Source organism: Pantoea sp. 18059 (genome assembly GCF_902706165.1).
GTDB lineage: Bacteria > Pseudomonadota > Gammaproteobacteria > Enterobacterales > Enterobacteriaceae > Pantoea > Pantoea agglomerans.
This window is the reverse complement of sequence record NZ_CACSJS010000001.1, coordinates 403,194-427,100: the sequence shown is the minus strand read 5'-3', so window position 1 is coordinate 427,100 and position 23,907 is coordinate 403,194. Positions and strand designations below refer to the sequence as shown.

The following is a 23,907-nucleotide window of genomic DNA, read 5'->3' as shown; positions in this document are numbered from 1 at the left end:
GACTATTTACCCTGGATGAATACCGAAAACGAAGGCCTCTCCGACAGGCTGCCCGATCAGGTCCGGGCGGAGGGTGAGAGAGCAATCATTATTCTGTTGCAAAAACTGTACCGCAAAACCGGTGCAGGCTCAGCTGCCTGTCTCGCCCCCATCCGCACCCGGCAGTCCTGACTGAAGCCCCTGCAGGGAGCGGGGTTCGTGCTGCCGTAGTGCAATAAAAGGAGCCCTGGTCAGCAGCGTGGGTTGCGCGGATTTAAGCCAGCAGCGATTCTGACTCGTCAGAGGGAAGATACGCATGCACAGCCCGCACTACAGGCGTGTGCCTGGCAGCGCGGTTTCAGGAGAACCGGAACGGTGGGCTTAACGGGCTGACGTTGCATGCAGCCCGGGATAATTTCGCTATGACTGTGTGCTCGCCAGATAAGAGAATGCACTGAGTAAGCTGATTAACGTCTCCATATTCTCCGCCTGATACGCCACGGTAACGGCATCCAGGCGCGTGACGCCGGGGATCAGGCTGAACAGATCGGCCAGCACCGGTTTAGTGGCCTGAAGGCGCATAGCGTAAGGTGCCGTCAGGCGGCTCGTGCTCACCTGAGGGGGATGTTGCAGTGCGGCGCTTGCTGCGGCAGCGATCGCACGCTGTGCCGCTTGTGGGCTGATTGATTCCGCGCAGGTATGAGAAATGGCGCGTTTTACACAGACGTATTCAACCGCTGAGTAGTGTTCCGCAATCCAGCTCTGTAACTGATCGTCGCCAGTGACCAGCAGCAATGGCGTGCCGTGCTCAGCAGCGGCGGCCGCATAAATATCGGTTTCTCCCATCACCAGACCATTGATATGGATACGCCAGAATGCCCGGCCGTTGATGGTATGCGCCAGTACGCCGGGTTCACCTGCTGCGCTGTGAAATCCCACCAGAAACAGCCCGTCGAACGTCTGCTGCTCTATCCCTTCCACCATCGACAGGACACGGGGTTTTCCCTGCACCAGCCGGGCGCGGGGATCGATATTTTCCGCACGCAAATTGGTCATCTGCGCATGGCTGTCTGCCACCACCACTTCCGTTGCCCCACCTGCAAAAGCCCCCTCAATCGCAGCATTCACTTCCTGCTCCATCAGACCACGGGCCAGCTGATGTTCCGGGTGGCCGGGTGTACATTGCTCCGGGCGCATGACACCCGCGATGCCTTCAATGTCGGCCGAGATAAAAATTTTCATGTCGTTAATCTATCCAGAATCTGCATCAGTGAGGGGCGATGATGACCGCGAAAGCCGGTAACAGCCTCAGCGCTCAGCAAAGCATCCAGTACAGCCTGTTCAGTTGCATCTGCCGCTGCAGCAAGCAGCAGCTCCAGCGTGTCGTCCTGTGGCGGTCGCGGCAGAGGTTGCGTTGAAAACGCCACCGCAATATCGCCCGAGCCGTGGCCCCAGTAACTGCCCAGCCGTCCCAGGCCGGCACCGGCTCGCTTCGCGATGCGCTTTAACTGACGTGCGTCCAGCGGTGCATCCGTCGCCATGATGATGATGACAGAACCGGCATCCAGCTGCGGCGTCTCCCCGGCCAGCAGCGGCGCGATCATCTCGCCAGCCCGAACGCCATCAAGCGTTAATGCTTCCAGTGCGCCGAAATTGGCCAGCACCAGCACGCCAAGCGTGGCGTTGAGCGAGGGAATCACCCGCGAGGCGGTTCCGATTCCCCCTTTCAGGCTGAAACAGCTCATACCGCGCCCCGCGCCGACGCTGCCGCGCGCGAAGTCCGCTGAGGCCGTCTGCAATGCCTCCTGCGCCATCGCTTCAGTGATGGCCAGCGCCTGGATATCATTCAGCCAGCCATCGTTGCACTCCAGCACCAGCGGATTGACCGTGGGCAGTGTTCGTCCCAGTTCCGGGTTACGACGGATGGCATCCCGCACCAGCGTGGTAAACAGCGTGCCGACCGCCAGCGTGTTACTGAGCAAAATCGGCGTCTGAAGCACGCCAAGCTCCTCTATCTGAACCAGTCCGATGGGTTTCGCAAAGCCGTTCAGGACCTCCACCCCACACGGCAGCGGCGTGAGAAACAGATTGCCGCCCGACGGTACGATAGCGGTTACGCCAGTCTGCTTTTCGCCTTCATTCAGCGTGCAATGTCCGACACGCACGCACGCAACATCGCTGATTCGATTAGTGGGTCCGCAGGCGCTTCGCGGCTGCCCGAGCTGACGCAGATCACGCCAGCGGTTCAGCAGCAGTTCACGCTGCAATTGTTGGAAATCCATAGTCAGCCCTTGAGTTTTGGATCGAGCGTGTCGCGCAGCGCATCCCCAAGCAGATTGAATGCCAGCACGGTAATAAAGATCGCCAGCCCCGGAAATACGCTCATGTGCCACGATCCGGCCATCATCATGCTTCGGCTCATCGCCAGAATATTGCCCCATTCAGGCACGTCAGGCTCCGGACCCAGTCCAATAAAACTCAGGCCCGCGGCTGTCAGAATACTGGTGCCAATGCGCATAGTGAAATAGACAATCACGCTGGAAAGCGTGCCGGGCAGAATATGCCGCAGGATAATGACTCTGTCTGGTGCACCGGCACAGCGCACGGCTTCAACATAGGCAGCCTGTTTCAGAGAGAGCGTCGAAGCCCGCACGATGCGGGCAAATACCGGCACGCTGAATACCGCGACTGCGATAATGACATTGTTCAGACCCGTCCCCAGCAGCGCCACCACCGCAATGGCCAGCAACATGCCCGGGAACGCGAATAATACGTCGGCACCCCGCATGATCAGCATATCAACCCAACCGCCGTAATAGCCCGCCAGTAAGCCCAGCATGACCCCGACCAGCATGCCGATCGTCACCGACAGCACGCCGATATAGAGCGAGATCCGCGCGCCATAGATAATGCGGCTGAGCAGGTCGCGCCCCAGTTCGTCGGTCCCCATCCAGTGTGCCGCCGTTGGCGGCGACGATAATGCCATCCAGTCCGGAGCCATGGGATCCCAGGGCGCCAGCCAGGGCGCAAAAATCGCCACCACAATCAACAGCAGCACAAACCCGCCTGAGACCAGCGCCAGAGGGTTCCGCACAAGGGCATGCAGGAAATCGCGCCACGGCGAACGAATAATCTGAGGCGGATTTTCAGTCAGCGATTGAATAATCATTTTGGCTCCTGTCGCAGACGAATGGCCGGATTGACCACCGCGTAAAGCAGATCGACCAGCAGATTAATCACAATAAATTCAAACACGAACAGCATCACCAGCGCCTGAATCACCGGCTGATCCTGCGCTTTGATCGACTCAATCAATAACCAGCCTAACCCTGGCCAGTTGAAAACACTCTCCACCACGATGGATCCGCCCAGCAGAAAACCGAACTGCAAGCCCAGCATGGTAATCACCGGGATGAGCGCATTACGCATCACATGTTTCCACGTCACCAGGCGGTTACGCAGCCCTTTGGCTTTGGCGGTACGCACGTAATCTTCCTGCGCCACCTCAAGAAAGGCCGAGCGGGTAAAACGCGCCATTACCGCCGCAACCGACGAACCCAGCGTGATGGCGGGCAGGACTATATCGCTGGCCCTGTTAAAGCCGCTGACCGAAAACAGCCCAAAAGGCATCGCGACGAACTGGATGAGCAACAGCCCCAGCCAGAAGGCTGGCATCGAAATGCCGCCGACCGCCACGCTCATCAGCGTCCAGTCCTGCCATCTTCCACGTTTCAGTGCAGCCATCACGCCGAATAACAAACCGAGAATGACGGACCAGGTAAAACCCGCTAAGGCGAGCCACAGCGTCGGCATAAAGCCCTCTTTGATCACCTCCAGCACCGGTTGCTGGGTACGATAAGTGGTGCCCAGGTCGCCCTGCAACAGGTTGCCGATCCAGTGAAAATACTGCTGCGGCAGCGGATCGTTAAGCCCGAGATGCTGACGCGCCGCTTCGATCGCCTCAACCGGCGCATCCGGTCCGGCATAAATACGCGCCGGGTCGCCCGGCATGAGCTTGATAAAACCGAAAACCAGCAACGAGACCACCAGCAAAACCGGGATCATCTCCAGCAATCGGCGAATGATGTATGCAAACATGCCATTCCCTGAAATGAGGTACGACTGGCCTCCTCGCGTCCCTCATCCGTTCCGGACAGGGGACGAGGAAGAAGAGACCGTCTTATTTAAAGGACGCCTGAGTGAACAGTAAATTGCCATCAGGCAGCATCGAAACGCCGCTCAGCGTGTTGCGTTTGCCGACCAGATTGTCTGGCGTGCCAAGGAACGCCACTGGTGCTTCTTTCCACAACACCTTTTGCGCTTGTGCATAGGCGATGCCACGCTTTGCCGGATCGGCCGTCGCCAGCCCGGCAGCAATCGCTTTGTCTGCATCAGGGTTACTGAAATAGGAGACGTTATACGAGGTCGGAACCCAGGACTCGGTGGCAAACAGCGGACGCAGCGCCCAGTCGGCATCCCCTGTAGAGGTCGACCAGCCGCCATAATAGAGGTCAAACTCCGCCTTTTTCGGGTCCTGAACGCCCCACAACTTAGCGTTGCGCGTGCCAGAATCCATCGGTGTTACCGTGGCACGAATGCCCGCCGTGGCCAGTTGCGCTTTCAGCACCTGAGCGGCACGGACGCTCGCCGTGGCGTTGGTCACCCAGAGCTTAAGATCCAGTCCCTCCGGATAACCCGCCGCTTTCAGCAAGGCTTTGGCCTTATCCGGCGCATAGCCGTAATCAGGATCGTTCTGTTTCTGATAGAACTGTACGCCTTCCGGGATCGCGGATGTGGCAGGTTTGCCCAGACCGGCAAAGGCCACTTTCAGCCACAGATTACGGTCAATCGCATAGTTGATCGCCTGACGCACCCGAACATCGGCCAGCGGCTTGTGCTGCGTGTTGATCGCCATGTAATAAAGGTAAATGCTCGGATCGCGCTGAATGGAGAGGTGGCTGTCCTGCTGAACGGCCGCGATGAGGTCTGAAGGCAATGGCCAGATGGCGTCCACCTGACCCGACTTCAACGCTGCCACCCGTGTCGCATCTTCGGGACTTGGAGAGAAGATGACATGGTCGACTTTAGGCCATCCCTGCTGCCAGTAACCTGCATATCTGGCCAGCGTAACGGCTTTGCCCGGTTTCCAGTCGACAAAGGTAAACGGACCGGTTCCCACCGGATGCAGTCGCAACTGCGCTTCGTCCGGATATTGCTTAAGAATTGACGGGCTCCACATCACCGCGGAAGGATGCGCCAGGGTGTTGATAAAGGCTCCGAACGACTGATTCAGATCGATTTTTACCTGGTCGGGTGCCAGCACCGTGACCTTATCAATCATTTTGTAGAGGCTGTTACGCTTCAGCCCTTTTTTCTGATCTGCCAGACGATCAAGGTTCGCTTTGACGGCGTCTGCATCAAAAGGGGTACCGTCCTGGAAGGTAACGCCTTTGCGCAGCGTCAGCGTAAATTCGGTGGCACTGTCATTAGAGGTATAACCGGTCGCCAGCCAGGGTTGCAGCTTCATCCGGGAATCAAACTGGAACAGGCGCTCAAAGATGCCGCTCTGAACCGAGTAGCTGACATTATCCGAGGTGTCGTGCGGATCCAGCCCCGTGATATCGGCATACATTGAAATGCGCAGATCCTGTGCCTGCGCAGTCATGACCAGCGTCGTCGTCAATGCGAGGGCGAGCGAAGTACGGCGAAACAGCGTTTTCATAAATTCTCCTGGTCGTTAAGGATTATTGCAATGCATTGCCGTCAGCTACCCAGTGCTGGGGGGCAACCTGCCGATATCGGGTTTTAGTGACCGTTTCACCCACCTTACGCAACGGCGAGGGGATTTCGCTGTCATCGAAAATACGGGGCTGACGGTTTTCGGGATCCGCTACCGGCACGGAGGCCAGCAGTCGTTGGGTATAGGGGTGTTGCGGCTGATTAAATACAGACTGGCGCGGTCCAAGCTCCACAATCTGGCCGAGGTACATCACCGCGACGCGATTAGCAATACGCTCGACGACCGCCATATCGTGAGAGATGAAAATCCATGCCACGCCCGTTTGCTGCTGCAGGTCCATCATCAGATTAACCACCTGCGCCTGAATCGAGACATCAAGGGCCGATACCGCTTCATCAGCAATAATCACTTTCGGTTTCAGCGCCATCGCGCGGGCAATGGCAATACGCTGACGCTGACCGCCAGAAAATTCGTGCGGATAACGACGCGCGTGCTCTGGCAGGAGACCGACGCTCTTCAGCAGCGCGTCTATCTGTGGGGAAGCCTGTTCAAGCGAGGAGACCATGCCATGTAACAGCAACGGCTCGGCAATGGTGAAACCCACTGTCAGGCGGGGATTCAGTGACGCATAGGGATCCTGAAACACCATCTGAATTTCACGGCGGAGCGGCTGGAATTCTGCCTCTTTCAGGTCAGAGATTTCCTTTCCTTCAAAGTGAATACTTTCAGCTTCACTGTTGATAAGGCGCATCAGCGCCCGTCCGGTTGTCGATTTGCCGCAGCCGCTTTCACCCACGATGGCCAGGGTCTCACCTGGCCACAGGCTGAAATCAATCTGCTCAACCGCATGCACATGATGCGTCAGGCTCGATAAGATGCCGCTGCGAATCGGGTAATAGACTTTTAATCCGCGCACATCCAGCAGCGGCGCAACGTCATAGCGAGCGGTATGCTGTTCGCCTTGCACAGTCTCGCGGGCACCGGGCAGAGGAAAGCGTTGCGGCCATGTGTGTTCCCGCATATCACCGAGTTTTGGTACTGCCGCCAGTAACGCTTTGGTATACGCATGCTGCGGGGCGGCAAAAATCTCAGACACGGTTCCCTGCTCTACCACTTCGCCACGCAGCATGACCACCACGCGATCGGCGATTTCCGCTACCACGCCCATATCATGAGTGATAAACAGCACCGCCATTTGTTTCTCGCGTTGCAGCTCACGCAGAATATGGAGAATGCGCGCCTGTACGGTGACATCCAGCGCTGTGGTAGGCTCGTCGGCAATCAGGAGTTGTGGGTCACAGGCAAGGGCCTGCGCAATCATCACACGCTGCCGCATGCCGCCTGACAGCGAGTGAGGATAGCTTTTCATGACGCGATCCACATCGGCGATACGCACCTGTCGCAGCAATTCACGCACCCGCGCATGGGCCTGCTTTCTGTCGCACTGTTGATGATCGCGTAATGCCTCGGTAAGTTGATCATCAATGCGCAGCACCGGATTCAGCGAGGTCATGGGCTCCTGAAAGATCATCGCCATTTCACGGCCACGCAACGTGCGGCGCTGAGCGTCATCCAGCTTTTCTAACGCATGCATTTTTCCGCTGCGGTCGCGGAACTGCATGCTGCCGCCATCGACACGGCCGTTGTTTGCCAGCAAGCCCATCACAGCCAGCGACGTGACAGATTTACCTGAGCCGCTTTCACCCACGACGGCGACGATTTCACCTGGATGAATGGCAAAACTGATGCCTTTGAGTGCCTGATTCTCACCGCTGCGTCCATGAAACGAGACGCTGAGATCCTGAATCGCCAGCACGGGAGAGGCAGAGGCAGAACGGGTTGCAGGGGAAGTACGTTGTGTGTCCGTCATCGTCGCCTCACAGAGTTATAGCCAGATACGGCCTTGGGAGTAGCTCAGGAAAGGAGAACTGTCGGCGGCTAGCCAGATGGGGCCATCCAGATCGACGAACTCAGCGTTAACCGCGACGGGCAATGCGGCCTCCATGGCCAGTGACGAGCCCAGCATGCAACCGACCATAATGCGCATATTGAGCGTCCGGGCTTCATCCACCATCGCCAGCGCTTCAGTCAGGCCACCGCATTTATCCAGCTTGATATTGATCATCTCGTAGCGATCGCGTAGTCCGGCAATATCCGCCCGCGTATGGCAGCTCTCATCGGCACAGACCGGTATGGGATGTTTGAAACGTAACAGGTCATGGTCCTGTCCGGCGGGAAGGGGTTGCTCCACCATCGCGATGTTGAAGGCCTTAAGCGCCACCAGCAGGCTTTCCAGTTCCAGACCCGACCAGGCTTCATTGGCATCGATAATGAGCGTGGCATGCGGTGCCGCCGCGCGAATCGCCGCCACTTTTTCCAGAATCGCATTACGGTCGAGCTTAATTTTGAGCAGGAGGGCACCACGTGACACAGCATCCGCCGCCGCCAGAGCCATACATTCCTGCGTATCAAGGCTAAGGGTTTCTGCCGTAATGACCGACTCTGGCTGAGAGCAGGTGCTCTTTTGCCAAAGCGTTTGATTAGCCCGTGCGCCATCAAGTCGCCATAGTGCACAGTCCAGCACGTTGCGCGCTGAACCGGCGGGTAAGCGGTGTTGCAGATCATGATGGCTGAGGCCCGACTCAATGTCAGTGCGTACCGCTTCGAGCATGGCCTGAACGCTATCCGGCGTCTCATCGTAGCGGGCCGTCGGGGTGCATTCGCCCTGCCCGATGAATCCCTCCTGCTCCAGGGTGACACGGATGACCGTCACGGCGGTGCGGGTACCGCGTGCGATAGCAAAGGGTCGCGCCAGCGGCAGCTTCACCACATCAATCTGCAACTTTCTCATTTCAGCCACGCTCCTGAAGCAATGCGGCGATCTCATCAATACCAAAACGCACCGGATCTGTGGCCGGTAAGCCAAACTCAGCGCTGATTTCGGCGCAATAAGCGAGCGCCTCTTCTTCGCTGTAATTGGAGGTATTGATAGCAAAGCCAGCCAGCTGAACCGACTCACTGGTCACCTGTGCGGCACGCAGATTGGCTTCAACGCACGCCTGCAGGCTGACCATGGGCTGGTGTGGTAAATGACGCATATGAGGACGTCCCATTTCATGGCACATGACCAGCCAGTGTGGTTGCGCACCGTGCATCAGCCCCATACTGACGCCCGCATAAGAGGGGTGGAACAGTGAGCCCTGGCCTTCAACGATGTCCCAGTGGTCCTCGTCATTCGCCGGTGAAAGCGCTTCTGCTGCACCGGCAATAAAATCAGCGATGACCGCATCGACAGCGATGCCCTCCCCTGCGACCAGAATCCCGGTCTGCCCCGTGGCACGAAAATCAGCTTTCAGGCCGCGCGCACGCATCGCCGCTTCCAGCGCCAGTGAGGTGTACATCTTGCCCACTGAGCAGTCTGTACCCACGGTCAGTATCCGCTTACCTGAACGCTTCTTACCGCTGCCCACATTGAGCGCTGGACGCATATGACGCAGGTCAAAAAGCTCAACGCCCGAAGCCTGCGCAAGCGTCACCAGTTCCGGTTCGTCTACCAGCCGATGGTGCAGACCACTGGCCACATTCATGCCTGCTTTAATGGCACCTTTGATCGTTTCAAGCCAGTGCGCTGGCAGATAGCCCCCGGCATTGGCAGTGCCAAGCACCAGCGTTTTCGCTCCGCGCGCTTTGGCGCCGGGAATATCCAGTTCATCCAGACCCAGACTGACCGTGCAGCCCGGCAGTTTAATTTCGCCAACGCACTGCTCCGGCCGCCAGATATGAATACCGCGCGCCGTTTTTGCCGCAAGGGGATCGGTAACATCGCCAAGAAAGAGTAAATAGGGTTGTGGGATTAGCATGTTGTCTCTCGTTTCAGCCAAAAGATCAGGTTCTGAAACCACTATTTCATGCGTTCTGAAAGGTGACGAATGCTTGTTTAGCAGGAGGGTATAACGGCAGGTTATAGCCAGAGGTAATAGTGATGATGGGTGGGTTTTTCAGGGGTATTGGACAGGGTATGGATTAAAAGAAGGAGTGGGTCATAGGAAAAAGATCGTGTTGAGAGAAAAATAGAAGAGAGTCGCGGAATGGGTATTCCGCGATAACAGTACTACAGATCAGTATGGGTTATTTCATGCGACGCTGCCGGGCGACGCTGGCGAGGCGTTGTGTCCGGCAGTAAATGGCAAAAAGGATGAAAGCCTGCCCGTTAAGTATCCAGCGAGCCCCCACCAAAGCCGCGAGTGCCAGAAGCAGCCACAGACCCGAGTGGCTACCCGTAACTACGCTGTAGCTCAAGAGTAAAACGGTCGATATAAACAACATCGCACAGACGTAAGCCAGCCCCGCCACACCGGCTGTATGGCCTCGCGCAAGCAGGTAACTGGCCGTGAGTATCGCGCCAATAACGACGATTGAGGGAACAAAAAAACTCAACGCATGTATCTGTGGACTGAGCGGAGGTAAAGCGTGCAGAAACGTCAGCAAATTAAATGCAAATGAAACCAGCAACAGCATCAGCACTATCGCAACCGGGAAGCCGTTTTGCCTGGGAAGCGACTCAGCAGGCTGTTTAAAATAACGTTCAAGCTCTGTAGTGGAACGGGCAAGTATCGAATTATCCTGCCGTGCGATTAGCTGATCTATTTCGCGACCATGTTGCAGTAGTTCAGTGATATTTCGCCCGACAAGCCATGATAGAAATTGCATTAAAATACCGCCAGTGATTGAATTGTCCCCACAATATAGCGCCCGGAGCGTGGCACATTACCTGGAGCAGCAATGATACCACTGACAGCACTGCCTGCCACAGCAGCTGCGCTCGTAACGACCTGCGCGAGTTGCTTAACAAGTTCTTTTTGCACCGACTCTACAGGGAAACGCTTTGGATAAAGTCCTGCACGGATGGCGGCTTTAAGCTCTTTATTACTTATACCAGGGTTTTGTGCCTTAATGATTAATTCAGTAAGGCGAGCCCGGTCCTGCCTTGGATAGTTCCGGAGCCACTCCGTTGCTTTTAAAGAAGAGACTGATTTCATCGCTCGCCATGTTGCCAGGGCTTCTTTTAACGCACCGCCCACACTGGCTAGTGAAATAAGGTCAAGAGACGTTGAAGTGGCAACGTACCAATCCTGAGAGTCCAGCCACGCTACGTTTTCACCACCATTTTCGACGAGATCATAAACCCGGTAAATACCATTGACACATTGCACGCCTGTTGCGGCAGCGCCAGCATAACCAATAGCAACAAGCACGCCGCTACTGCCAGCGGTTATAGGCGTTGCTGAAGCGCCGATAACCGCTACACCAGCTGTGATAATCATTGCACCACAGGAAAGCACGGTCGAGGCAATCTCCGTTCCCATTGAGGTTACGCTTACTGCTTCACTAAGTGACTTGCCCGTATTAGACGCTGTGGCTTGCTTAGGCATTTTGGTCACAATCAGATGTGTAACGATACCACTTTGACCATTAGGATGACGCTGACCAGGCCGAACAAGATAACGCTGTGCGCCATCTGCATAGATGATGCCAGCCTGATAAAACTCCCGAGTACAATCCATTGCTGCACCCAGCGCTTTGAAATCAAAATCAGGTGCCCCATAACCGGTCATCCTCGCGATGTCATAACCCGGTAAGTTATTTTCGGGATTCATTCCTGGCAGGTTCATTTTATCTCCTTATAGGCTCATAATGATAAAGTAGAGTTGTTTAGATCTTAAATTCGAAGAGAAAAATTCCTCATTATTGCACCAGGATTATATATCAGTAATTATGCAATCGACGAACAAGCTTATCATTTTCTGATTGAATGAAAAGTGCCAGCTGTTCTATTTATCAGTACTTCAATAATGACATCCAACAGCAGCCATAAATTCCATCAGAAAAAGATTATTAAAGATTAATTACCATCTGAAATAACATTCATCAGAAAACCCTCATCATCGTGTAAATATCGCCAGTGGGTCTATTTATCATTCCTGCCAGCAGTACGAAAACAAACACCAAACCACTATCGCATATCAGCATTCATTATCAACGACTAACTTATAAAAGTTGAAACCTTGTTAATTTATTATTGTACCAACATTATAAAATAACGTCTCAATAGAAATTGATAATTTAAAATCAATCCCACTCAATATATATTCCACAATTAAATGATCTCTCTTCCGACTGTACCGTTATCTCCCCCCATTCAAAACTCCAAACATGACCATAAGGAGGGTCTTTTAATTCACCCTTATAATTATTTGGATACTTTTCCATCACCCACTCATACAGTCTTTTCTCTTCATCCATTAAAACTTTTATATTTGCTCTTTTTTCCCAATTGCTAATGTTTTTATAAAAATCACCAGTTTTACTGATTAGAAATACGCTCTTATTAATATAAAAAATAGCAGGCCTAAATTGCACATGGAATGGTTCATTGTGCCATATGACATTTTTTGCAGAAAAATAATATCCCCCCACACTTATAAGATCATCAGATGATTTAAAAAATGAAGAATTAATGAATTTTTCGTAAGAAGAAAGCTCTATTTTACTTCCATCCACAAGCAAAGCACCACTCTCTTCTAAAATCATTTTTTCCATATATCAATTACTTTTCCAGGTTTCAGTTTAAGCCGAGCCTCTTCCGGTATATAGAACTGCCGTCCTCTTACTTATCCATGTTTAGGAATAGCTTTAGCACGCCTTCTGGCTACAAATATATATCTTCTGTAACCTCATATAGTCTTGCCTTTGAACGCATTGGAACTTTTGGATCCAAATCAACTTGCAAAGCCTGATGACAACCAAATGGTGTGATCTTAAAAAAAACACATAGAATTTACATTTCACTTTCCTCATTAAAAGTGGGTCCCAAAAAGCGTGGTTTATGACATATAGCTATAATAAAGTAAAATTTTGAGGTTCGCGGAAAATAATTATAAACTCCATCAAACCTCAGCAACATATTTTAAAACTTGGGTGTATTAATCCCATCTCTTTTTTGTGTCAAAAGAATTATCTCAGAGGCATCTTTAGGGCTTTTTTGCGCTTTTAGAGCTTCATCTTCAGTTATTTTAGACTCAATCTCTTTACCTACTAAACTTCCATCGTTATATTGTATATAAAAAAAACCATCTCTTTTTACAATATCAATACCATAACCACTAAAAATTTTCTTATTCATATCATTCTCGCTAAAATTTATTTTTTAATTATGTCAGTAATTGTAGCATCACTAACAGGTGTTTGATCAATTACAGCTTCTGGAACACCGCCTGAAGTTTTACCTCCCGGCAACCAATAATCATTTGCTCCTGGCTCATTTCCGGTTGGCATCCTTACTCCTTGTGGGCTTGGTATATCAACTCGAACAGGAGAGTTCCCTAATTCGCCTTTTTCTAAACCTAACAGATTCTCTAATTTAGCAATATTACCGCCAGATTTTGCTATCATCTCATCTGCAACAAAACTAGGCATGACGAAATGACCATCAGGAGGTCCTATTTCTGCACGGTTTACACCCCATGTTATTTTAGAAACACCATCTTTAAACATCGATAAATGCTTAGCGACATAAGCAGGTTCAAGGTAAGTTTTAGGATTAGGGAAAGGATTAGTAACTTTATCCCTACCGCGAACTGCCTTATAAGCTTTTGCCGCCCACCCTCTACTTGAGAACACACCTTTAGTGTTTTTCTGGAATGCATTCCACGCATTCTTACAACTCAGCCCCCACGGATCCACCCAACCCAGCGCATTCGGGGCATACTGGTAAAGGTTGATCCCGCCCGCCAGCCCTATCGGGTCCTGCTGGGTAAACCGTCCGCTGTCCGGGTCATAATAACGAAACAGATTGTAGTGCAGTCCGGTTTCCCGGTCCAGGTACTGGCCCTGCATACGCAGGTTCTGCTGAACGACCGGCATCCGCTGGCTGGATTCACGCAGCAGTTTGCCCCAAGGATTGTTGATCCCTTCCCAGGCTTTTTGCCCTTCACCGTCAGTCAGCAGCTCCGGCATTCCGTTGGCCGCATTATGGAACCAGTAAATCTCCGGGCTTTCCACACCATCAATACGCGCCAGCGGCTCATAGCTCTGGCTGTCGCTGTAAACGTAGGTCAGCGGGATCCCGTCGTGGATTTCCTGCAGCAGGCGGTAGCCTTCCCACACAAAGCGCGTCGTGACGGCGTTCCCCGACGGTCTTCCCTGCAACAGTTGCTGGCTGGTTTTACTGATGCGGCGCCCAAGCGGATCGTAGCGGAAACTCACCTTAGTACGCGGCTTATTGCGGTCCCGCGGCTCGCTGATCACATCCGTCAGGCGATGCTCCCCATCATAGCGATATCGCCAGCGGGTATGCCCGTCATCTTTCTCAGTGGTACGGCCATGAATGTCATATTGCCAGCGGATACCGTTCAGTCCGGTGACGCGGTTATGCATGACATGAGCGGCACTATGGCGATCCAGCGGGTTGCCTGCGCCATCCCAGCGCCACTTTTCATTACCCGGCTGCGCACCGTCCTGTGACAACAGCCGGCCGGCGTTATCGTAGTTCCATAATGTCTGGCTGAACGGATTATCGTCGCGCTCTTCACGGATCAGGTTGTTGCCGTAATCGAAGTCGCGCCGGCGGGACCAGACGCGCGGTGCAGGTCGCTGTGAGTCACCCTTAAACACGTCACGGCGGCGCAGTCTGCCTAAGCGATCATACTCACTGCGCATGGTCAGGCCGCCCTGCGTCCGGCTCAGCTCCCGATGCAGCGTGTCACGGGTAAATTCCGTGACCGGCAGGTTGTCTAATGCGATGCTCAGTAAATGGCCGCTACCGTAATAAAGTTGCTTCAGGTTGCGGCCATCCGGCAGGGTTAAGGCAGTGCAGTTGCCCAGCGCGTCATACTCCCACGCCAGTTCGCCCTGCTCCCCCTGCTCAGCAACGATGCGGCCCAGCGCATCATACTTAAAGGTAATCTCCTGCTCGGCCTGCTGGCTCCACTCGGTGTCAGAAAGCGGCAGATGCTGCGACACTTTGCCCAGGTGCCCCCCACCGCTGTAGTGATAGCGCGTCTGGCCTTCCGGCGTGGTTCGCGCCAACAGTTGCCCCGCACGGCTCCAGTGATAGCGATGAGTAATGGACTGAGGATGTCCGGCGGCAAAGGTGCGTGATACCGTGCGGCCCGCCGCATCATAGTCATATCGCGTGGCAACGCCATCCAGCCCGACCTGCGCCAGCAACAGAGAATCTGCGCCCCACTCGAACTGATACTGCTCGCCGTTCTCGTTTTGCAGCGCCGTCAACCGGCCACGGCTGTCCCAGCTTCGCTGAACCGTCTCACCCTGCGCATTACGGTTGGCGATCAATCGCCCGACATTGTCGTAACGGAATTCACTGCGCTTGCCATCAGCCGATTCATAGGCCAGCGGCAGTCCGTTTTCACTCCAGTGCAACCGCTCTTCCCATTCTTCTGCGCGTTCCAGCTGAAGAGGACGGCCTGCTGCATCATAGTGATAACGGGTTTCTTCACCATCCGGCGCGATGACACAGCTGAGCCAGCCCAGGGGATGATAACGGTAGCGCGTGGTCAGCCCTGAACAGTCGGTTTCACGGATAACCTGGCCGGCATCATTAAACTCACGGCGGTAGCTATTACCTGCTGCGTCAGTCTCTTCGACAACCAGTCCGAACTCATCCCGCTGATAGAGCGTGCTTTGCCCGAGCGCATCAACAACGCGTTTAAGGCCGTGATGGGGATCGTAATAGTATTTCGTTGTGGAACCGTCTGCTCCGGCAACAACCGTGGGCAACGAACGGTGTGACAGCCATTGCACCGCCTGCACACCACCGTCAGCATCCTTCTCTTCAACACGGTTGCCCAGATCGTCATAGGTGAAGCTCACCGCGTTGCCCAGCGGATCGATGCGACGCGTCAGGAGTTCGTTTTCATCCCACTCGTAGCGCCACTTCTCGCCGCGCTCGTCGATAAAACAGGTGATGAGGCCCGCGGCATTCCAGTGGTGTTCGCGCTGCTGACCGTCATAGGTCGACACGCGGGTGATGCCCGCCTCAAGATCGTAATGCATGTGGCAGCCATCACCGCTGTTGGTGCGGTTTTCTACAACGCGCCAGTGATCCAGCTTCTGCCAGCGATATTCACTCTCCAGCCCGCCCGGCAGTTGGTGCCAGACCATCAATCCATCGTCGTTGTAACGGAAGCGTCGTGAGACAACGCCTGCGGCATCAGTAACGCTGGTAACCTGGCCCCGATCATTGTAGGTCCAGCGCGTGAGAGGCCAGTGCTGATCGCCATCAAAATGGCTGGCTGATGTCGGACGCCGCGCGTGCTGTTTGTCGTCGTAGTGCAGCGTGACGTCAATCGCCAGCGGCGCGTCATGGATACGCACCAGGCGGGCCTGTTCATCCCAGCCCATCTCCAGCGCATTACCGTACTCGTCGCTCAGTGAAGCCAGCCGCAGCACCTGAGGATCAGCGGCGGTGCGCCTGTAAAGACGCCATACCGCACCGTCGTCATCGGCAATGGCGATATCGCCAGACTCGTTGCGGCGCACCATCAGCCCTTCGCTGATGCTGTAGAGCACCTCTTTTTCACCGGGAACGTCAAAACTCAGTTCGCGCCCGTTGTCATCAAACCAGGTCGCCCGATTCCCTTCCAGCGTCAGGTAGCTGTCAAACACCGTGGCCCAACCCTGACCAAACAAGCCAGCGCGCTGAGTCAGACTGTTATAGCTGCGCTGAAAACTGAGCGGGAAACGTCCTGGAAGGGAAAAATCGCGCTCGGCATCATCATTAAGGACTTTGACGCCGGTCGCCGCATGAACCGGAAACAGGGACGAGAAGGCCGCATTGATAGCCATGTCCGCCGCCATACCGCCCACGGCACCGGCCAGCGCGCAGGGCATGTTTTTGATGATCTGACTGGGGCGACCACGGATGAGGGAAAGGCCGATCATCATCACGGCCAGACCTGGCACCTTGCCACTTTTGATCTCTCTGACCGTGACGGTTTCACCACCAATGATGACATTGGGGGAAACATCGTCGCTCACGGTGGCGTCACAGGTGGTTTTATCCTTTGCGCGCACCGCAGGCTGGCCATTGATAAAGACGCTTTTCGACCCCTGAGCCAGATATTGCGGTGCACTGTGTTTTTCACAGGCCACTTTGTCCTGCTCCAGCGGAGAGGTGCCCGCATCGGCGGAGGCTACCGTGGGCTGCCAAATTGCACTGCCAAACTGGCCGACCGCAGAGAGCAACATGCCGCCATAGTCGGCGAAGCTCTGCGGCGATTGTGGTTCCGGTGGCGGTGTCTCGCCGGGCGTGAGCATCCCGGCCGCGCGTGCGGCTAAAAGACCATTAACGTAGACATTCACTGATCCACTGGCGATTACTCCGGCAGGTGACGGCGGGAATATCATGTTTCCCAGCCCATCGGCCGCTTTGCTGATCTCTTGTGACAGACCAACGGCATTGGCCAGTACACCACCCAGAATACCGCTGAGCAGGCAACTGTTACCCACGGCTGCCACACTCGCCGCTGCCGCCCCTGTGCCTAGCAGGGGCGCTGCCGAGACGATAGCAGCACCCACTGCGGCACCAATGACGGCATAGGCCGCACCTTCCGCAACAATGCTCGTGATATCAGCGAAAATGCTGGAGTGAATGATCTCGTCGCCCACGCGGGCAGCAGGGTTATCCATAGGTTATGCTTTCCGTGGATTGTTCAGACTCAGGCTTTGTTTAAATGCACTCCAGCGCTGTCCATCCTCTTCATTGAATGGACGCATGGCTGATAGCGTAAAAATCATTAAGATGTTCGAATCAGGCACCTGTGTAGCCAGCTGTTTCTGCCACACTGCCTGCCCGTTACGGTCAAATACGGTTTCAACTTCTACCGCGTGTAATGTGTTATCTACACCTGCCATCAAACGTACAAATTCAGTCTGCTGGATATGGCCCATCTGACTCCGCAATGTGTCCCACTGACGCTGGAACTCTTTTTCCGCATCACTGCCCTCAGAAATAACGCCACGGCTCACAACCCATGCCAGCCCACTGGCTTCATCGCGGAGAATATTCATGGTGGTGTCCTGCCAGGCAGCAGGAAAAAGCGCAAAGGCGCCCTCATTGAATTGGTAATGCATAATAGATATCCATATGGGGAAAGTAAAAATGGAATGTTATTAACAGCAGAGGGAGTAACTATTTATTTGCATCATAATCGGGTGCGATACCCGTATGTGATTCAATCAATCTTTCTTTTTCTACCCAGCCATTAGCCTGATTTCCGTCATTAGCCACATACATTACGCTGTAATATTTTCCATATTCGACGTAAGCATATAATTCATTGCCAGGCACCACAAAAACGTCTTTCTCTACACAACGGCCATCAGGTGCAGAATAAAATTGCAGCCGTCCTGACCCGCCAACCCTGTAGACATTATCTGTATTGTCGAAACGCACGCCTTTTGCGTTAGCGTTACTAGCCATCCGTTGACAAAAATCATTTGCAGAAGTCATCAGCGGATATGCAACCAGTAAAATGCATAAAATTTTAATCATTTCAACCTGTAATAAAATTTGGCTAAGATATAATTATCACGCGATCATCGATTAAATTATCCATCCTGGATGGCAGACTATTCATTATCAAAACGCTTAGCCCAGCGTGCAATATCCTCCTGAACTTTATTATCTTCTGGCGCGTTAGTGACATAATGTATTTTGTTGTTTTCAGGCATCATCCAGGCAGCATACACTTTGCCATCTGCCTGTATCACGAATGCGGATGCTTGCACAAGATAGAGATCTTTTAACCAGCCCTCAACGAATATACCGCCGCCATCTGTTTTATGGGGTTCTCCAAAAACATCAAAGTTCTGTCTGAAATCATTATACTCATTACCTAAAACAGCTTTTAAAGTGGAGACAACATCCTGGTCACTAAAGATCTTTGAAACATTATCTAAGCTATTGTACTGAGAAAAAGACATTTGTGCTCCTGAAGCTGTTGCAATGCCTATCGGGCAAACTATAAATATCATCAAGAGCATCAATTTAACAAATAACTTCATAGCTTTACCTGAGGAGTGGATTAAATAGCGCTGTTTTACCATATTGATTATTCTCTTTTTAAATAATCATTCAACTCGCCAGATGGCATGCTGTTGTATACAGTTAACCGGGTCTTGAGTGAATGTGGTATTTATTTTATTGATTCACATACTTCAAGAGCAGGAAATTAAAACCCATTAGCGGATTTAAAATTATTTAATCGAAAAAATAAGATTAATAAGTTAATTTAACCCTGCGCGACGCATCACGCAGGGTTGTTATTATTCATCCGTATTAATCGTCATCATAATATGACTTATTTTTTTATGCTCTAACTGAAATGACATGCGTTTGTTATCAGCATCATAATATAACCAATGCTGATTATCACTGTCATCCACTGTGCCCTGACCATATTTACTGACCAGCACATCCTGGCTATCGCCTGGTCCTACGCCTCTCACTGTTTTGATCGCAGGAGTGTTGATGCTGATCTGTGCAATAAGGTAGCTGTCGATATCACGCTGCTCTTTTTGCCAGAACAGATTGGCAGTGTAGATTTCAAAACCATCATATTTGTGCTGGTAGTACTTAAAACTGGTGTCACCGGCAGGCACATCGCCAACAAAGTTTTCACTTATCTGCGTGCCCGCCTGCTTCTGAGTCTCATCGCTCCATTTATCACCTAAGGTAAAAGGATGATTATTGATTTTCACACTAAAGTCAGCGGCTGTTAAGGCAGCAGGGGCCGTAATGCTTGCCGCCGCAGTAGCCAGATTTACCTGAACGGCAGGGAACAGCAGCGCAAACAAAAATACTGCCTTTCTCATAGGAAAAATCATTTTTATCAGTCCCTTATTTAAACTCAGGTATGTCATAAGAAAGATTCGCATTCGGAAAACTGTCGAACATTTTCTTCATGCTGGTTGTCTGAGCCGTAGCCCAGTTAACATCTGTCGCATACTGATGTGTTCCCGGCGAGGCCGGATTCCAGCGCATTTTATACAAAGTATTCTGACCAGAGCCAACAAACTTATCAGATATCCACTTAGCACCACCATCGATGGCCTTCGCGGGTGTTGTCCAGCCCTGTTTATAAGCGTAGTTAGCGCCGGTTTGCACCGCATTGCCATCCAGCGCGCCTATGCCGTACATATTATAAACTTTGGTTCCATTAACCATGACGCCTTTGGCTAACTCACTGGTGCCATTTCCAGTCTCCAGCGCGGAATGGGCAGCCAGATACGCTTCATTAACATTATATTTTTTAGCCGCATCCAGATAAGTCTGTTCCTGACCGGACAGCGTGCCCTTATCCTTAAGGAAAGTGCTCATATCATCTTTACTGATCCCAGATGAGGAGGAAAGATCCACAAACTGATATTTGTCTTTGCCTTCCATGTGGTTGGCAGGATCGACATATTTTTTGATATCGTCCTCGGTGGCGTTTACGAAGCCTTTTTTAGTTTTATCCCATTTCACCGGCGTGGCTTTAAGCCCTTTTTGTTTTTTGACCATCTCATCTACCGAGTAGTCATATTTGCTCTTCTTATCGCCAGAAGCAGTATTGGCTAACGGCGCAGCCGCCCCTTTCGCCGGTGCCGCCGCAGCTTTTGGCGCAGCCGGAGCCGCCTGTCCTTTCTGTTTTGGCGGGAACAGATTCTCTACGGCCTGGCTGATATTCTGTTTATGACTGGAGCCCGGTGCGCTTGTGCCCGGCTTCGCGCCATCCGTGTTCAGGTTCAGTTTGCCGCCAGAGGTGGTGATGTGACCATCGCCCTGCACGAAAATATTGAACCCCTTGCCCACAATATTAATCTGACCGTTCGCATTAAGTTCGATAGCACTCTCTCCGCATTCAAGGCGAAGTTTGGTGCCCGAACCCACTACATAGGTATCGACCACCGCATCGAGTTTGCCTTTACCGGTCAGCCGCTCTTCGCCCCCTTTTACACCGTGGACACGGTTGGTTTCGACACGGTAGAGCTCATTGCCGCCCGCGTAGTGGCTGTGATTGTTGGCGACTGAATGGCTGGCGTCATTTTTAACATGGGTATCCATGTTCTTCTGCGCCTGAATCCACAGATGTTCCTCACCCGACTTATCCTCAAACCTTAACGCGTTCGCGGTGTCCGCCGTGCCATCCTTCGACCGGCTCAGAAACCCCATCTGCGTCGCTGCCGCCGGCAGCGCCCACGGCGGCATGCTCGCCTCGTTGTAAACCCGGCCGATGATCAGCGGACGATCCGGATCGCCGTTGATGAAGTCCACCACCACTTCGTCGTTCACTCGCGGGATCTGCACCCCGCCAAAGCCCTGACCCGCCCAGGCGCTGGAGACGCGCACCCAGCAGGAGCTGGTGTCGTCGCCCTTCGCCAGCCGGTCCCAGTGAAACTTCACCTTCACCCGCCCGTAGCGGTCAGTCCAGATCGACTCGCCTTTGGGTCCCACCACCTTCGCCGTCTGCGGGCCGTGCGTTTTCGGCCACGCTGTTTCGGGCGGCGTGCGGTAGGTCACTGACGACGGCAGCACCGTGAAGTGGATGTTGTGACGGCTGTCGCCGGTGTCACCGCTGGCGTAGGCGTTCTCGGCGAAGTCATAGGTCGCCGAGGTCACCAGATACTCGCCGTTGTCGCTGAAGTGCGGCGCGTTGATAATCGAGAAGGTAAAGCCCGGCGCGATGCCGGTGGCCGTGCCCGACCCGCTGACGCTGTGGTGCTCGGCCTGCCACACCTCCTGACGGATGCGCGCGTAGGACTCGCCGTGGCTGTGGTCGACAAAATGGCCCGGCCAGTCGTAAACGTCCACCGAGCCCGGCACCGGCGACGCCGGGTTCTGGCGGGCCTGCAGCATCCAGGCGTTCGGCTTGCGGAAGTCGTAGTCGTCGGTGCTGTAGATGCCCGGCGTCACGCTCTCCGCCAGCGACCACTGGCTGATGCCCTCTTCAGTGACCACGCCGCCCGACGGGGTGACGTGATAGGCAATGGTCTCATAGCCCGGAAACGCCTGATGCTGGTCCGGCGCGTCGCACAGCACCAGCGTATGTTTGTCCGCCTCGTGGCGGAAGAAGTAGTAAATTCCCTCCAGCTCCATCAGGCGGCTGATAAAGGCCAGGCTGCTCTCCTGATACTGCACGCAGTACTCCCACACCCGGTAGCTGCCCGCCAGGCGCGTCTCCACGTTGACCCCGTACTCCTTCAGCAGCGTCTGCACAATCTGCGGCACCGTCTGGCTCTGGAAGATGCGCAGGTTGCGGTCGCGCTTCATCGGCCACAGGTCCGGCTCGACCGTCAGCTCATAGACCGCGTAGCGGGTGCCGCTCAGCTCCTGGCTGCGCACCGCCACCCGGGTGATTTTGCCGTTAAGATAGCGCGGGCTCAGCGCGTTCATCAGCCCATCGGTCGGCAGCGTAAACGTTACCGGCTTCCCCAGCAGGGCGTGGCGGTCGATGCGCGCGTCGGTGGCCAGCAGTTCAGCGGTGAGCACAAACGGACGGGACAGCGTCTCGGTGCCCTTAAGCGTATGGAACAGCAGGCCGTCCGCCGGCAGCTGTGCGGTAATGCGTGAGAACATAAGTAATCCCTGACTATTAACTGTGTGGATCGAGCAACCAGACACCTTCTTCACTGATGTTCAGCGTTTGTTCGCGGGTGCCACTCTGGCCGCTGATGGCGAAGGTGTAGTTGCCCGGCGCCAGCTGCAGCGTGGCGAAGCCATTCACCGCCGGCACCAGCGCCTGCGGCTGACCGTTCACCTGAACGCGTTCACCCTGCTGCAGACGGATATAGACCTGGGCGACCGGAGCGGGCGGTGGTGCCGGTTGTGGATCAGGTTCACGCGCGGCGGTCTGCGCGGGCTCAGACGTCTGAGCCGGAGTGCTGGCAACGGTATCCGGCGGGGCCTCAGTCTGAGTCGGAGGCGCGGCAACCGGCTGGTTAACCGGCGCGACAGCGGCGGAAGGTGCGCTGTTCTGCGCCATCTCATCCGGCGGTGACTGCTCGTTGCCGCGTGACATCAGCAGACCGGCGCCCAGGCCGACCAGCACGCCAGCGGCAACCAGGCCCGGCAGTGCAAAGCGGTGTCCCAGCAGCGTTTTCAGTTTAGAGGCGGGTTTGATGACCTCCTCTTCTTCTTCAATCGGCACCAGCATGGTGCCCGGTCCGCTCATTTTTGCGCTGAGCAGCGGTTCCGGTTCACGTTCCGGCAGCGCCATCAGCGCAGCAAAATCATCAATGCTCTGCGGACGATCTTCCGGTTTCAGCGCCAGCGCACGATCGACGGCGCTCAGCAGCGCAGTCGAGTAGCCTGCCATACGGCGCTGCACCAGCGGCTGGTAGTTATCTTCGATGCTGCGCACCACGCTGACCGGCGGCGGCGCACCGGTGATCAGGGTATGCAGCACCGCGCCCAGCGCGTAAATATCGGTCCACGCGCCCTGCTCGCTCTCATCGTTGTCGCTGTACTGCTCAATCGGTGCATAGCCGGGACGCAGCATCGTCTCGCTCTCATCCGACAGATTGCCGATGGTTTTACGCGCCGACCCGAAGTCCAGCAGGATCGGCTCGCCACTGCTCTGAATCTGGACGTTATCCAGCGAGATATCGCGATGCAGATAACCCGCTTCATGGATGGTTTTGATCGCGCCCAGCAGCGGTGGCAGCATGCGACGGATCCAGGCCTCATTTACCGACTGCGGATTTCGTTCGCTGAAGTTCGAGAGTGTGGTGCCGCTGTAGAACACCGTGCCCATATAGGCGGTGTCGTTCTGCACCCAGAAACGCAGCACGTGCAGCAGGTTCGGATGGTTAAAGCGCGCCAGCAGCCGCGCCTCCTGAATAAAGCTGTTCAGTCCGGCGTGGAAGGTTTTGCTGAACCGCTCGCTGCGCAGCACCAGATTCAGATCATCGCTACGGACCGCCAGTGAGGCGGGCATAAACTCTTTGATGGCGATATCACGTTCCAGCTGGTGATCCCAGGCGCGATAGACGATGCCAAAGCCGCCACCGCCGATGACCTCTTTGATTTCAAACTCATTGAAGCGGTAACCCAGCGGCAGGGCGTTGGGGACATTCAGGGGTTGATCATGTTCCGACATATTCGATTACTCTCTGATAGCCAGGCT

At 54.2% G+C, this 23,907-nt stretch carries 19 protein-coding genes; all 19 read right to left on the bottom strand.

The annotated features are described in order from the left end of the window. Positions 1-399 precede the first annotated feature (399 nt). The 19 genes from GVJ63_RS01980 to GVJ63_RS01890 all read right to left on the bottom strand — a co-directional run bounded on the left by GVJ63_RS01980 (position 400) and on the right by GVJ63_RS01890 (position 23,880). Positions 400-1,221, bottom strand: a complete 822-nt coding sequence (locus GVJ63_RS01980; RefSeq protein WP_062757493.1) for a M55 family metallopeptidase — start codon at positions 1,219-1,221, stop codon at positions 400-402. After that, on the bottom strand, positions 1,218-2,261 hold the full coding sequence (locus GVJ63_RS01975) for a P1 family peptidase (RefSeq protein ID WP_159226346.1): 1,044 nt from the start codon (positions 2,259-2,261) through the stop codon (positions 1,218-1,220). Before GVJ63_RS01975 ends, GVJ63_RS01980 begins: the two co-directional genes overlap by 4 nt. A gap of 2 nt (positions 2,262-2,263) precedes the next feature. After that, entirely contained in the window at positions 2,264-3,148 is an 885-nt protein-coding gene (locus GVJ63_RS01970; RefSeq protein WP_033779339.1) for an ABC transporter permease subunit, read from the bottom strand. Then, a complete protein-coding gene (locus GVJ63_RS01965) occupies positions 3,145-4,077 on the bottom strand; it encodes an ABC transporter permease (protein WP_022625789.1) in 933 nt (310 codons plus the stop codon). Before GVJ63_RS01965 ends, GVJ63_RS01970 begins: the two co-directional genes overlap by 4 nt. An 82-nt stretch (positions 4,078-4,159) precedes the next feature. Further along, positions 4,160-5,701, bottom strand: a complete 1,542-nt coding sequence (locus GVJ63_RS01960) for a glutathione ABC transporter substrate-binding protein (protein WP_159226345.1) — start codon at positions 5,699-5,701, stop codon at positions 4,160-4,162. Positions 5,702-5,723: 22 nt separating this feature from the next. Continuing rightward, the gene (locus GVJ63_RS01955; protein ID WP_159226344.1) at positions 5,724-7,589 is read right to left on the bottom strand and encodes an ABC transporter ATP-binding protein; all 1,866 of its coding nucleotides are present in this window, start codon (positions 7,587-7,589) and stop codon (positions 5,724-5,726) included. Between the two features lie 15 nt (positions 7,590-7,604). Next, positions 7,605-8,570, bottom strand: a complete 966-nt coding sequence (gene dgcA / locus GVJ63_RS01950; protein ID WP_159226343.1) for an N-acetyl-D-Glu racemase DgcA — start codon at positions 8,568-8,570, stop codon at positions 7,605-7,607. Between the two features lies 1 nt (position 8,571). Next, positions 8,572-9,579: an N-acetyltransferase DgcN gene (dgcN, locus tag GVJ63_RS01945; protein WP_158149382.1), complete on the bottom strand. Its 1,008-nt coding sequence runs from the start codon at positions 9,577-9,579 to the stop codon at positions 8,572-8,574. A gap of 268 nt (positions 9,580-9,847) precedes the next feature. Beyond that, positions 9,848-10,429 carry a hypothetical protein gene (locus GVJ63_RS01940; RefSeq protein WP_033767031.1) on the bottom strand — a complete coding sequence of 194 codons (582 nt, stop codon included), beginning with the start codon at positions 10,427-10,429 and terminating at the stop codon, positions 9,848-9,850. Then, positions 10,429-11,391: a hypothetical protein gene (locus GVJ63_RS01935; RefSeq protein ID WP_159226342.1), complete on the bottom strand. Its 963-nt coding sequence runs from the start codon at positions 11,389-11,391 to the stop codon at positions 10,429-10,431. The genes GVJ63_RS01940 and GVJ63_RS01935 overlap by 1 nt, the downstream gene beginning before the upstream one ends. A gap of 457 nt (positions 11,392-11,848) precedes the next feature. Beyond that, positions 11,849-12,319 (bottom strand): hypothetical protein, encoded by a 471-nt coding sequence (locus tag GVJ63_RS01930; RefSeq protein WP_045140452.1) that lies wholly within the window; start codon positions 12,317-12,319, stop codon positions 11,849-11,851. A 367-nt stretch (positions 12,320-12,686) separates the two neighbouring features. Next, on the bottom strand, positions 12,687-12,902 hold the full coding sequence (locus tag GVJ63_RS01925) for a hypothetical protein (protein ID WP_045140453.1): 216 nt from the start codon (positions 12,900-12,902) through the stop codon (positions 12,687-12,689). 17 nt (positions 12,903-12,919) lie between these two features. Further along, positions 12,920-17,428: an RHS repeat-associated core domain-containing protein gene (locus tag GVJ63_RS01920; RefSeq protein ID WP_159226341.1), complete on the bottom strand. Its 4,509-nt coding sequence runs from the start codon at positions 17,426-17,428 to the stop codon at positions 12,920-12,922. 3 nt (positions 17,429-17,431) lie between these two features. Next, complete coding sequence (locus GVJ63_RS01915) at positions 17,432-17,872, bottom strand: DcrB-related protein (protein WP_010246011.1); 441 nt, start codon at positions 17,870-17,872, stop codon at positions 17,432-17,434. A 58-nt stretch (positions 17,873-17,930) separates the two neighbouring features. Continuing rightward, entirely contained in the window at positions 17,931-18,293 is a 363-nt protein-coding gene (locus GVJ63_RS01910) for a hypothetical protein (protein ID WP_062757476.1), read from the bottom strand. A 77-nt stretch (positions 18,294-18,370) separates the two neighbouring features. Continuing rightward, positions 18,371-18,847 carry a hypothetical protein gene (locus tag GVJ63_RS01905; protein WP_174532008.1) on the bottom strand — a complete coding sequence of 159 codons (477 nt, stop codon included), beginning with the start codon at positions 18,845-18,847 and terminating at the stop codon, positions 18,371-18,373. A gap of 219 nt (positions 18,848-19,066) precedes the next feature. Then, positions 19,067-19,627 (bottom strand): hypothetical protein, encoded by a 561-nt coding sequence (locus tag GVJ63_RS01900; protein WP_159226340.1) that lies wholly within the window; start codon positions 19,625-19,627, stop codon positions 19,067-19,069. A gap of 13 nt (positions 19,628-19,640) precedes the next feature. After that, complete coding sequence (tssI, locus tag GVJ63_RS01895) at positions 19,641-22,358, bottom strand: type VI secretion system tip protein TssI/VgrG (RefSeq protein WP_159226339.1); 2,718 nt, start codon at positions 22,356-22,358, stop codon at positions 19,641-19,643. Between the two features lie 16 nt (positions 22,359-22,374). Continuing rightward, positions 22,375-23,880: a serine/threonine-protein kinase gene (locus tag GVJ63_RS01890; protein ID WP_159226338.1), complete on the bottom strand. Its 1,506-nt coding sequence runs from the start codon at positions 23,878-23,880 to the stop codon at positions 22,375-22,377. Positions 23,881-23,907: the final 27 nt, after the last annotated feature.

Bases quoted from the DNA above. Each gene is read 5' to 3' on its own strand.
- GVJ63_RS01980 (WP_062757493.1), bottom strand. From the start codon at position 1,221: ATGAAAATTTTTATCTCGGCCGACATTGAAGGCATCGCGGGTGTCATG.
- GVJ63_RS01900 (WP_159226340.1), bottom strand. From the start codon at position 19,627: ATGATTTTTCCTATGAGAAAGGCAGTATTTTTGTTTGCGCTGCTGTTC.
- dgcA (WP_159226343.1), bottom strand. From the start codon at position 8,570: ATGAGAAAGTTGCAGATTGATGTGGTGAAGCTGCCGCTGGCGCGACCC.
- GVJ63_RS01965 (WP_022625789.1), bottom strand. From the start codon at position 4,077: ATGTTTGCATACATCATTCGCCGATTGCTGGAGATGATCCCGGTTTTG.
- GVJ63_RS01935 (WP_159226342.1), bottom strand. From the start codon at position 11,391: ATGAACCTGCCAGGAATGAATCCCGAAAATAACTTACCGGGTTATGAC.
- GVJ63_RS01915 (WP_010246011.1), bottom strand. From the start codon at position 17,872: ATGCATTACCAATTCAATGAGGGCGCCTTTGCGCTTTTTCCTGCTGCC.
- dgcN (WP_158149382.1), bottom strand. From the start codon at position 9,579: ATGCTAATCCCACAACCCTATTTACTCTTTCTTGGCGATGTTACCGAT.
- GVJ63_RS01910 (WP_062757476.1), bottom strand. From the start codon at position 18,293: ATGATTAAAATTTTATGCATTTTACTGGTTGCATATCCGCTGATGACT.
- tssI (WP_159226339.1), bottom strand. From the start codon at position 22,358: ATGTTCTCACGCATTACCGCACAGCTGCCGGCGGACGGCCTGCTGTTC.
- GVJ63_RS01960 (WP_159226345.1), bottom strand. From the start codon at position 5,701: ATGAAAACGCTGTTTCGCCGTACTTCGCTCGCCCTCGCATTGACGACG.
- GVJ63_RS01955 (WP_159226344.1), bottom strand. From the start codon at position 7,589: ATGACGGACACACAACGTACTTCCCCTGCAACCCGTTCTGCCTCTGCC.
- GVJ63_RS01890 (WP_159226338.1), bottom strand. From the start codon at position 23,880: ATGTCGGAACATGATCAACCCCTGAATGTCCCCAACGCCCTGCCGCTG.
- GVJ63_RS01930 (WP_045140452.1), bottom strand. From the start codon at position 12,319: ATGGAAAAAATGATTTTAGAAGAGAGTGGTGCTTTGCTTGTGGATGGA.
- GVJ63_RS01940 (WP_033767031.1), bottom strand. From the start codon at position 10,429: ATGCAATTTCTATCATGGCTTGTCGGGCGAAATATCACTGAACTACTG.
- GVJ63_RS01925 (WP_045140453.1), bottom strand. From the start codon at position 12,902: ATGAATAAGAAAATTTTTAGTGGTTATGGTATTGATATTGTAAAAAGA.
- GVJ63_RS01970 (WP_033779339.1), bottom strand. From the start codon at position 3,148: ATGATTATTCAATCGCTGACTGAAAATCCGCCTCAGATTATTCGTTCG.
- GVJ63_RS01920 (WP_159226341.1), bottom strand. From the start codon at position 17,428: ATGGATAACCCTGCTGCCCGCGTGGGCGACGAGATCATTCACTCCAGC.
- GVJ63_RS01975 (WP_159226346.1), bottom strand. From the start codon at position 2,261: ATGGATTTCCAACAATTGCAGCGTGAACTGCTGCTGAACCGCTGGCGT.
- GVJ63_RS01905 (WP_174532008.1), bottom strand. From the start codon at position 18,847: ATGGTAAAACAGCGCTATTTAATCCACTCCTCAGGTAAAGCTATGAAG.